The sequence below is a fragment of the Actinomadura napierensis genome (assembly GCF_039529375.1).
Lineage (GTDB): Bacteria > Actinomycetota > Actinomycetes > Streptosporangiales > Streptosporangiaceae > Spirillospora > Spirillospora napierensis.
Window position 1 is genome coordinate 43,416 of record NZ_BAAAMR010000072.1, and the last position, 9,948, is coordinate 53,363.

General features: G+C 69.8%; 9 protein-coding genes and 1 riboswitch. Of the genes, 7 read left to right on the forward strand and 2 right to left on the reverse strand.

The window, feature by feature from the left end; translation table 11 throughout:
• Positions 1-27: 27 nt before the first annotated feature.
• Positions 28-1,461 carry an alpha,alpha-trehalose-phosphate synthase (UDP-forming) gene (locus ABD296_RS32690; RefSeq protein ID WP_344276080.1) on the reverse strand — a complete coding sequence of 478 codons (1,434 nt, stop codon included), beginning with the start codon at positions 1,459-1,461 and terminating at the stop codon, positions 28-30.
• A gap of 132 nt (positions 1,462-1,593) precedes the next feature.
• Between ABD296_RS32690 and ABD296_RS32695 the strand changes: the two genes are divergently transcribed.
• The 7 genes from ABD296_RS32695 (at position 1,594) to ABD296_RS32725 (ending at position 9,448) form a co-directional block, all read left to right on the forward strand.
• Positions 1,594-2,562 carry a cation diffusion facilitator family transporter gene (locus ABD296_RS32695; protein ID WP_344276083.1) on the forward strand — a complete coding sequence of 323 codons (969 nt, stop codon included), beginning with the start codon at positions 1,594-1,596 and terminating at the stop codon, positions 2,560-2,562.
• Between the two features lie 188 nt (positions 2,563-2,750).
• Positions 2,751-2,892, forward strand: a riboswitch (SAM riboswitch).
• Positions 2,893-2,908: 16 nt separating this feature from the next.
• On the forward strand, positions 2,909-4,153 hold the full coding sequence (gene thrC / locus ABD296_RS32700) for a threonine synthase (RefSeq protein WP_344276086.1): 1,245 nt from the start codon (positions 2,909-2,911) through the stop codon (positions 4,151-4,153).
• A gap of 20 nt (positions 4,154-4,173) precedes the next feature.
• On the forward strand, positions 4,174-4,452 hold the full coding sequence (locus tag ABD296_RS32705) for a MoaD/ThiS family protein (protein WP_344276089.1): 279 nt from the start codon (positions 4,174-4,176) through the stop codon (positions 4,450-4,452).
• Between the two features lie 171 nt (positions 4,453-4,623).
• Entirely contained in the window at positions 4,624-4,824 is a 201-nt protein-coding gene (locus ABD296_RS32710) for a cold-shock protein (protein WP_344276092.1), read from the forward strand.
• 78 nt (positions 4,825-4,902) lie between these two features.
• The gene (locus tag ABD296_RS32715) at positions 4,903-5,448 is read left to right on the forward strand and encodes a dihydrofolate reductase family protein (RefSeq protein WP_344276095.1); all 546 of its coding nucleotides are present in this window, start codon (positions 4,903-4,905) and stop codon (positions 5,446-5,448) included.
• Positions 5,449-6,338: 890 nt separating this feature from the next.
• Positions 6,339-7,970 (forward strand): chaperonin GroEL, encoded by a 1,632-nt coding sequence (gene groL, locus ABD296_RS32720; RefSeq protein WP_344276098.1) that lies wholly within the window; start codon positions 6,339-6,341, stop codon positions 7,968-7,970.
• An 887-nt stretch (positions 7,971-8,857) separates the two neighbouring features.
• Entirely contained in the window at positions 8,858-9,448 is a 591-nt protein-coding gene (locus tag ABD296_RS32725; protein WP_344276102.1) for a phospholipid scramblase-related protein, read from the forward strand.
• 296 nt (positions 9,449-9,744) lie between these two features.
• Here ABD296_RS32725 and ABD296_RS32730 read toward each other — a convergent pair.
• Positions 9,745-9,948: hypothetical protein (locus tag ABD296_RS32730; RefSeq protein ID WP_344276105.1), on the reverse strand; the 204-nt coding region annotated here is incomplete at its 5' end.

Sequence of the window (9,948 nt, forward strand, 5' to 3'; positions counted from 1 at the left end):
AGCGGTCCGGAGCAGCCGAGCGGAGGGTCAGTCGAGGGCGGCGAGCTGGTCGGCGAACCAGCGCCCCGGCGGGAGGGCGGTCGCGGCGGACGCGAGCCGGGCGCAGCGCTCGGCCCGCTGGTCGCGCGGCATCAGCAGTGCCTGGTGCAGCGTCTCCGCGGTCTGGGACACGTCGAACGGGTTCACCATAAGGGCGTCCTCTGACAGTTCCGCCGCGGCGCCTGCCTCGCGGGACAGCACCAGTGCGCAGCCCCGCTCCGACAGGACGGGCCCCTCCTTCGCGACGAGGTTCATCCCGTCGCGGATCGGATTCACCAGCAGCACGTCGGCCAGCCCGTAGGCGGCGAGCGACCGCGGATAGTCGTCGTTCACCTGGAGGATGAGCGGCTCCCACGTCGCGGTGCCGAACTCCTCGGTTATCTGCTTGGCCATCCGCTGCACGGCCGCCGTGTACTCCCGGTACTCGGGCAGGTCGTAGCGCGACGGATAGGCGAACGCCAGGTGCACCACCCGTCCGCGCCACTCCGGATGGTTGACGAGCATCTCCCGGTAGGCGGCCAGCCCGCGCACGATGTTCTTGGACAATTCGGTCCGGTCGATGCGGACGATGAGCTGCCGGTCGCCGACCTGCTCGCGCAGCGCGCGCGCTCGCTCCGCCACGTCCTGCTGGGCGGCCCGCTGACGCAGCTCCGTCCCGTCCACACCGAGACCGTGCACGCCTACACGCGTCGTATGCCCCGCGCATGTGACGGTACGGGCGGCGCGGTCGACGCGTGCGCCGAGCACCACCTCGCAGCAGTCGAGGAAGGCCGAAGCCCACCGCTCGGTGAGGAAGCCCGCGTGGTCCGCGCCGAGGATGCCCTGCAGTATCTGCGCGCCGATGTCGTCCGGCAGGAGACGGAAGTATTCGGGCGGCGCCCAGGGCGTGTGCGAGAAGTGCACGATCTTCAGATCTGGGCGCCGTTCGCGGAGCATCCGCGGTGCCAGCGACAGGTGGTAGTCCTGGATCGCTGCCTTCGCGCCCTGCGCCGCGTCCCGCGCAAGGGCGTCGGCGAACGCCGCGTTGTACGCCTCGTAGGACTGCCAGTCCCGCCGCGCGCGCGCGTCGAAATGCGGGCTGCGCGGGGTGTCGTACAGCAGGTGGTGGACGAACCACAGCGTCGAGTTGGCGACCGCGTTGTACGCGCGGTGGAACGTCGCCGCAGGGATGTCGAGCATCCGGACGGCCGCGCCGCCGGTGTCGTGTCCCGCGAGGTCGATTCGCCCGTCCGGTGCACGACGCGCCGCCGTCCGGTCGGCCTCGCCGAGGCTCGAGCACACCCACAGCACGTCCTGCTTGGACGCGACGCCCGCCAGGCCCGACACCAGGCCGCCGCCGCCCCGCCGCATGGTCAGCCCGCCGTCGTCGGACAGCGAGAACGACACCGGGCCGCGGTTCGAGGCCACCACCACTTGGCTCATACCGGCAGGGTCTCAGTTGTGACGGGGGTGCTTCAAAGTGGCGAGGGGGATGACTTCGGCGCCGCGTGAAAGGTAGGCATCTGTACCGATCCCGTTGTGATTACGGTGATCTGCTCCGGGTACCCGGGCGGAATGAGCCGGTCCGAGACGACCAAGACCGTCCTCGTCGCCGGGGCGGCGAACCTGATCCTCGCCATCGCCAAACTGATCGCCGGAACGCTGGCCGGATCCAGCGCGATGCTGGCCGAGGGCGCGCACTCCGTCGCCGACACCCTCAACCAGGGCTTCCTGCTGACCTCGCTGCGCCGCAGCGCCCGCCCGCCCGACCGCAGCCACCCGTTCGGCTACGGAAACGAACGCTACTTCTGGTCGCTGCTCGCCGCGTTCGGCATCTTCGTCGCCGGCGGCGGCTTCTCCATCTTCGAGGGCGTCCTCGCGATGACCGGGCACGGCGGCTCCGAGGGCGACGTCTGGATCGCCTACGGCGTCCTCGGCCTCGGCGCGCTGCTGGAGGGGACGTCCTGGGTCCGCGCGTACACGCAGGCGCGCCGCGAGACCCGCGAGAACGGCCGCGACATCGTCGACCACGTCCGCCGGTCACCCGACGTCACCTTCAAGGCCGCCCTGTTCGAGGACACCGCCGCCATGATCGGCCTCGCGTTCGCCGCCGCCGGGCTCGTCCTGCGGCAGCTCACCGGGTCGCAGTTCTGGGACGGCCTCGCCTCCGTCCTGATCGGCCTGCTGCTCGTCGTCGTCGCGTTCGTGCTCGGCCGCGACAGCATGGGCCTCATCATCGGCCGCGCCGCCGACCCCGCCGCGCTGCGCGAGATCCGCGCCGAGATCGCCGCCGCGCCCGGCGTGACCGGCATCGACGAGCTGCTCACCATGCACTTCGGCCCGGACGAGCTGCTCGTCGCCGCCCGCGTCAACTTCTCCGACGACATCAGCGCCGACCAGGCCGAGGACGTCGCCGGCGAGATCGACCGGCGGCTCAAGGAGCGCGTCCCGATCGTCCGGCACGTCTTCCTCGACCCCACCCAGCGCACGCCCGGCCGCGCCCCCGCCACGGACGCCGCCGACGCCGCGGGCGAGCCGGCGTGATCAAGACCACCTCGGGGTAACGTCTCACTGGCCGGACCCGCCTGTCTGCCATCCGGTCACGTCATGTAAAGTTCGCATACGAGCTCAAACGGCTCGACCACAACTGAATACCGCTCATCCAGAGGGGTGCAGGAAGCGCAGTGGCCGACGGGCCGGTCTTCCAGCTCAGCCCCCTGACAACTGAATACCGCTCATCCAGAGGGGTGGAGGGACCGGCCCTGCGAAGCCCCGGCAACCACCCGGCTGACGCGCGCTCGCGATCCTGCGAGGCCGGCCGGGAGATGGTGCCAACTCCGGCCTGCGACCAAGGTGGCGCAGGAAAGATGGGGAGAAAGGCCTCGCCCTCATGGCACTCACGTCTGCCACAGACCTCGGACCCGCTACCGCCCTCGTCTGCCGCGAATGCGGCTCGAAGCGCGACCTCGGCCCGTTCTACGCGTGCGAAGAATGTTTCGGCCCGCTGGAGATCGCCTACGACTTCGGCGGGATCACTCGCGCGGACATCGAGTCCGGCCCCCGCAACATCTGGCGCTACCGCGGGCTGCTGCCCGTCCCGTCGACCGTCGCCGACACCCCCAACACCGAGCCCGGCCTGACCCGGCTCGTCCGCGCCGACAACCTCGCCGAGAGCCTCGGCCTGCAGCGCCTGTGGGTGAAGGACGACAGCGGCAACCCGACCCACTCGTTCAAGGACCGCGTCGTCGCGGTCGCGCTCGCCGCCGCCCGCGAGCTGGGCTTCAAGGTGCTGGCCTGCCCGTCCACCGGCAACCTCGCCAACGCGGTCGCCGCCGCCGCGGCCCGCGCCGGGATCCGCAGCGCCGTGTTCGTCCCGTCCAACCTCGAGTCGCAGAAGATCGTCACGACGGCCGTGTACGGCGGGACGTTCGTCACCGTCGACGGCAACTACGACGACGTGAACCGGCTCGCGTCCGAGATCGCGGGCGAGCAGGAGGACTGGGCGTTCGTCAACGTCAACGTCCGCCCGTACTACGCCGAGGGCTCCAAGACGCTCGGCTACGAGATCGCCGAGCAGCTCGGCTGGCGGCTGCCCGACCAGATCGTGGTCCCGGTCGCGTCCGGCTCCCAGCTCACCAAGATCGACAAGGCGTTCCAGGAGCTGATCAAGCTCGGCCTGGTCGAGGAGAAGCCGTACCGCGTGTTCGGCGCGCAGGCCGCCGGCTGCGACCCCGTCTCCGCCGCGTTCAAGGCGGGCCACGACGTCGTCCGGCCGGTCAAGCCCGACACCATCGCCAAGTCCCTGGCGATCGGCAACCCCGCCGACGGCCCCTACGTCCTCGACGTGACGCGCCGCACCGGTGGCGCCGTCGAGGACGTCACCGACGCCGAGGTCGTCGAGGGCATCCGCCTCCTCGCCCGCACCGAGGGCATCTTCGGCGAGACCGCCGGCGGCGTCACCGTCGGCTGCCTGCGCAAGCTCGTCGGGTCCGGCGCCCTCGACCCGTCCGCCGAGACCGTGATCATCAACTCCGGTGACGGCCTGAAGACGCTGGACGCCGTCGCCCCCGTCGCCAAGCCGAGCGCGAACATCGCCCCGACGCTGGAGGCGTTCCGCGCCGCCGGCCTCGCCTGAGAACGAGAAGGAGCCAGCACATGAGCAGCGTGTCCGTCCGCATCCCGACGATCCTGCGGACCTACACCGGCGGCGAGGCGGAAGTGAAGGCCGAAGGCGGCACCCTGCGCGACGTGGTCGCCGACCTGGAGGCCAGCTACACCGGCATCTCGGCGCGCATCCTGGACGACGCCGGCAAGATCCGCCGGTTCGTCAACGTCTACGTGGGCGACGAGGACGTCCGGTTCGCCGACGGCCTGGACACCGCGACGCCCGCGGGCGTCCAGATCTCGATCATCCCCGCCGTCGCCGGCGGCTGACCGCCACCGGCCAACCGCCCTTCGTCCCCGGGCACCGTCGTAGCCGCCGGGTAGGGTCGACTCCGATCACGCCGAGTCGACCCCGCCCGCGGCGCTGCGCCGCGGAGACGCGGATGATCCGCGGTCCCCGCGAGGGCAGGGGCGGGGCATGGTCGAACGGCGGGCTGGGGAATGGCGCAGGGCACGGTCAAGTGGTTCAACGCCGACAAGGGGTACGGCTTCATCGCCGTTGACGGAGGCCGTGACGTCTTCGTCCACCACTCGGCGATCCAGATGGACGGTTACCGCATCCTCGAACAAGGCCAGCGCGTCGAGTTCGAGATCACCCACGGCGACCGCGGCCCCCAGGCCGACACCGTCCGCCCCCTCTGACCCCACCCGCGGACCACCGATGAGTTCGCCCGTTCCCACCGGTCTCAACACGGGACGGCAACCCTGAGGGAGGGTCCTGTGGGCAAGGTGATCGTTTCCACCCAGATGACGGTCGATGGCGTGATCGACCGGATCGACGAGTGGTTCACGCCGGCGGGCGAACACGAGGAGTCCGGCAGCTTCGACCAGCTCTTCGCCGCCGACGCCCTCCTCCTCGGCCGCAAGACGTACGAGGGCCTGGCGAGCGTCTGGCCGACCATCACGGACACCCGGGGGTTCGCGGACCGGGTCAACGGCATGCCGAAGTTCGTCATCTCCCGCACCCTGCAGGGGCCGTTGGAATGGAACGCAAGCCTGCTCGAAGGCACCCTCGCCGAGGCCATCTCCGAGCTGAGGCAGCGCCATACGGGGAACCTCGTGTCCTACGGCTGCGGTGAACTGGCCCATCACCTGGCCACCCAAGGCCTCGTGGACGAGATCCGGTTCTGGGTCCACCCCGTCATCCTCGGCCACGGCACGCGTCCGTTCCACTCCCTGGAGCCGCCGGTGCACCTGACCCTGACGGGCACCACGACGTACCGTTCAGGAGTAACCCTCCTGACCTACCGCCCAAATCCCAAATAAGAAGCACGAACGCTCGGGTCCCTCGCAAGCCTTTGCTGCACGCTCCGGGCGGTCAGACGCAGGGCCGCGCAGCGGACTGAGCGCCGCCACCCCTTGACGGCAGGACGACGGGCGGCGGAGTTCATCAAGCGGCGTCATCACCAGCCTCAAGGCTCGCGCGGACGGTGTGAAGCGTCCCGTTCCGGCCAGTCCTGAACTGGTCGCCATCCTGCGGGCGCACATGGGACGGCTGAGGACGGTCGGCTGCTGCAGCGAGGGCGGGAATCGACTGGCGCCCGTCAACTGCGAGACGGTCTGGCGGCCCCAGTTCGCTACGCCGCTGGCGGAACGGCCGTACGACCTGCGGCATGCGTGCCTGTCGCTGTGGCTGAGCGGCGGCGAACGCGGCTGCTCGTGCTGGGCACTCCATCGCCATGTTGCAGAGCACGTATGCTCACTGTATTGACGGCGATGAGGACATCATGAACCGGCGCATCGATGCAGCGCTGGGGGCTCCTCCTACTCCGGTCGCGGAACGCGCGGAACGGATCGTCATCCCTACCTCCCACCCTCGGGCACGTGTTCCGCGAATACCGGCGCACGGTCGCACACGGCGGATCACCTCGACACATGTCCGGCGGCGAGTCGCGTCCCTCCGGCGCAGGTCAGGGCGACGCCGAGCAGGTGGATGAGGACGACTGCGGCGTGGATGCGCGACGCTTGCACTCGGCAGGGTAGAGTGCTAAAAAACGGTTGGCACTCTACTGTGGAGAGTGACAGCTTCACAGTCTGGGTCGGGGCGATGAGGCCCCAGTCCGGTGGCGGAATGGCAGCCGCCGGAGCGGGGGCCGTCCGTCGCGGGCGTCGGCTCGATCCTTTAAGCCACCTTGTTCCGGGAGGACTAGGAGCCTATGGCTGCAAAGATGATCGCGTTCGACGAGGAGGCCCGTCGCGGCCTCGAGCGCGGCATGAACCAGCTCGCCGACGCCGTGAAGGTGACCCTTGGTCCCAAGGGGCGCAACGTCGTGCTGGAGAAGAAGTGGGGCGCCCCCACGATCACCAACGACGGCGTATCGATCGCCAAGGAGATCGAGCTCGAGGACGCCTGGGAGAAGATCGGCGCCGAGCTCGTCAAGGAAGTAGCGAAGAAGACCGACGACGTCGCCGGTGACGGCACGACGACGGCGACCGTCCTCGCCCAGGCGCTGGTGCGCGAGGGTCTGCGCAACGTCGCGGCCGGCGCGAACCCGATGTCGCTGAAGCGCGGCATCGAGGCCGCGGTCGAGCGGGTGAGCGAGGAGCTGTCCAAGCTCGCCAAGGACGTGGAGACCAAGGAGCAGATCGCCTCCACGGCGTCCATCTCCGCGGGCGACCCGCAGATCGGCGAGATGATCGCCGAGGCGATGGACAAGGTCGGCAAGGAAGGCGTCATCACGGTCGAGGAGAGCCAGACCTTCGGTCTGGAGCTCGAGCTGACCGAGGGCATGCGCTTCGACAAGGGCTACATCTCGCACTACTTCGTGACCGACCCCGAGCGGATGGAGGCGACCCTCGAGGACCCGTACATCCTGATCGTTCAGGGCAAGGCGTCGGCCAACAAGGACCTGCTGCCCGTCCTCGAGGGCGTCATGCAGTCCGGCAAGCCGCTGCTGATCATCGCGGAGGACGTCGAGGGCGAGGCCCTGGCGACCCTGGTCGTCAACAAGATCCGCGGCATCTTCAAGTCCGTGGCCGTGAAGGCCCCGGGCTTCGGCGACCGCCGCAAGGCCATGCTCGGCGACATCGCCACGCTGACCGGCGGCCAGGTCATCAGCGAGGACGTGGGTCTCAAGCTCGAGAACACCACGACCGACATGCTGGGCCGCGCCCGCAAGGTCGTCATCACCAAGGACGAGACCACCATCGTGGACGGCGCCGGTGACGCCAACGAGATCGCGGGCCGGGTCAACCAGATCCGCACCGAGATCGACAACACCGACTCCGACTACGACCGCGAGAAGCTCCAGGAGCGCCTGGCCAAGCTCGCGGGCGGTGTGGCGGTCATCAAGGCCGGCGCCGCGACGGAGGTCGAGCTCAAGGAGCGCAAGCACCGCATCGAGGACGCCGTCCGCAACGCCAAGGCCGCGGTCGAGGAGGGCATCGTCCCCGGCGGTGGCGTCGCGCTGCTGCAGGCCGGCACCAAGGCGTTCGACAAGCTGGAGCTCGCGGGCGACGAGGCCACCGGTGCCAACATCGTCAAGCGCGCTCTGGAGGAGCCGCTGAAGCAGATCGCCGTGAACGCCGGCCTCGAGGGCGGCGTCGTGGTGGAGAAGGTCCGCAACCTGACCCCGGGTGAGGGCCTGAACGCCGCGACCGGCGAGTACGTCAACATGTTCGACTCCGGGATCCTCGACCCGGCCAAGGTGACCCGGTCCGCGCTGCAGAACGCCTCGTCGATCGCCGCGCTGTTCCTGACCACCGAGGCCGTCATCGCCGAGAAGCCCGAGAAGAACCCGGCCCCGGCGGGCGACCCGTCCGGCGGCATGGGCGGCATGGACTTCTGATCAGGTCCTGAGCCGTACGGTCGTTCCCGGCCGTCCGCGCGTCCTCGCGCGGACGGCCCGGCGACCCGGTGACGAAAGGGGCGGTTCCCTCGCGGAACCGCCCCTTTTCGCACGCCCGGGGACCGGCGGATGCTGTGGGCGGCGCGAACGTCTCGGCGCGCTGGACACGAAATATTCGGAGTACCTCGCCGCCGACTTCCCCGAGACCCTGCCGGGCCCTGTGAGGCGGGCACTCGGCATCACCGCGGGACATCGTCGTGGAGGGCCGGCTGCCCTAACCGACGCGTTTCCGCACCTGCGCCACCCGGTGTTCTCCGGGACGCTGCGGCAGAGCCCGGACCCGGCCGTCCAGGTCGTGCAGGACGACCCCGTCATGTGGTGCGAGAGCTGCAGTGGCAGGACGGCAAGGGCATCTGGATCGTTGGCGGTTCTCTGTAGTCCGAGATCGATCGCCTCATCGTCAAGATGGCACCGCTCACCATCGGCAACCCGCGTCCCGCTCTTCAACGCGGCGCTGACTTCGGCCCGTGTACCTGGCGCCTCGCCGACCACGTCGTGATGGGCAGTGGCGCGATGCACCTACGACCGCGCCTCCGCCGAAGGCGAGCCCGCCTGGCCGGCGAGCACGCCGGAACACCCTGTGGGAGGCCCCGGGGCGACCGCGGGGCACAGGAGCATCGCCCCGGCGCTACATCGTCCAGTGGCCGTCCAGGTCAGGCGGCTGCCGGTGCCGGCCTCGCGGGCTCGCGCGCCGAAGCGGGACGGCGAAAGACCTTCCGCTGCGGAGCCGGGCTTGGCAGGATCGCCGCTTGGACGGCGCGGCACCCGCGCTGTGCGACGGACGTGAAGGGCGGCCCGCGTGCGCGGCCGATGAGGCAGGAGAACGCGTGAGCGAAGTGTTCAGCTCCCCGGTGCTCAGGGTGGAACAGCCCCGCAGGGGTCCGTTCGCCAAGTCGCGATACCGGGTCCTCGACGGCGAGGGCACCGTCCTGGCCGTCGCGGGGGAGACCGGAGAGAAGAACCGCGCGGAGACGCTGCGAAAGCTGTTCCCGGGCAAGTCCGACCTCGACGCCCACGTCGTGCTGCTGACCACGCCCGGCGGCGACCCGCTGTTCGTGGTCGACAAGCGGCGGGGACGGGAGCTGACGGAGGTCTCCGACTCCGAGGGCGTCCTTGTCGGCTCGTTCGTCACCGAGCGCGTCGGCCGCCGGTACGTCCTCAGGGACGCCAAGGGCGGCCGGCTCGGCACGGTCGCGGTGGACCTGCCGCGCAACAACTTCGAGGTGATGGACGCCGACGGCGGCAAGGTGGCGCACGTGCGCAAGAAGTGGGCCGGGCTCGCCACCCACCTGCTGACCACGGCGGACAAGTACTCCATCGAGATCTTCGGTCCCGTCCGCGAGCCGCTGCGCACCATGGCGGTGATGACGGCGATCGTGATGGACCTGAACCTGCACGAGTCGAAGGACATCACCTGACGAGTGCCCCCGCCCCCTTCCGGCCGAGGCGGGCGCCATCCCTCCTGCGCGCCACCGCAAAGAAATCTTTTCGACCGGATGGAACGCGTGGAATGCCCCTTTCGGGGCGGACGTTCCGGGACAAACGCCAAGGTCACAGCGGCCTGACGGGGAAGGCCGATGCCGGAGACGTCCGAACCGTCCCACCCGGTTGTCGCGAGCCGGTTTGACGTCGGCGGACGGTGGGCATACTGTTCACTTCGCCCCACGGGGAGCAGGACGCCGACAGGCGGCCGGCCCGGAGGGGAAACCACCACTCAGCAGCCGACGCGGCTTCGCCGTGTCAGCCGTGCCATGGTGGGGTCGGAGAAGGCCCGATTTTGCAAAACGAGCCGGATCTGATGAAATGGCTTCACCGCCCGGAAGGGACGCGCAAGCGGACCAGAAAGGCAATCGGAAAAGCCCGGAAATTGACACTCCGAGCGGATCTGATAAAGTAAGAGCAGTCGCCCCGGGGCGGG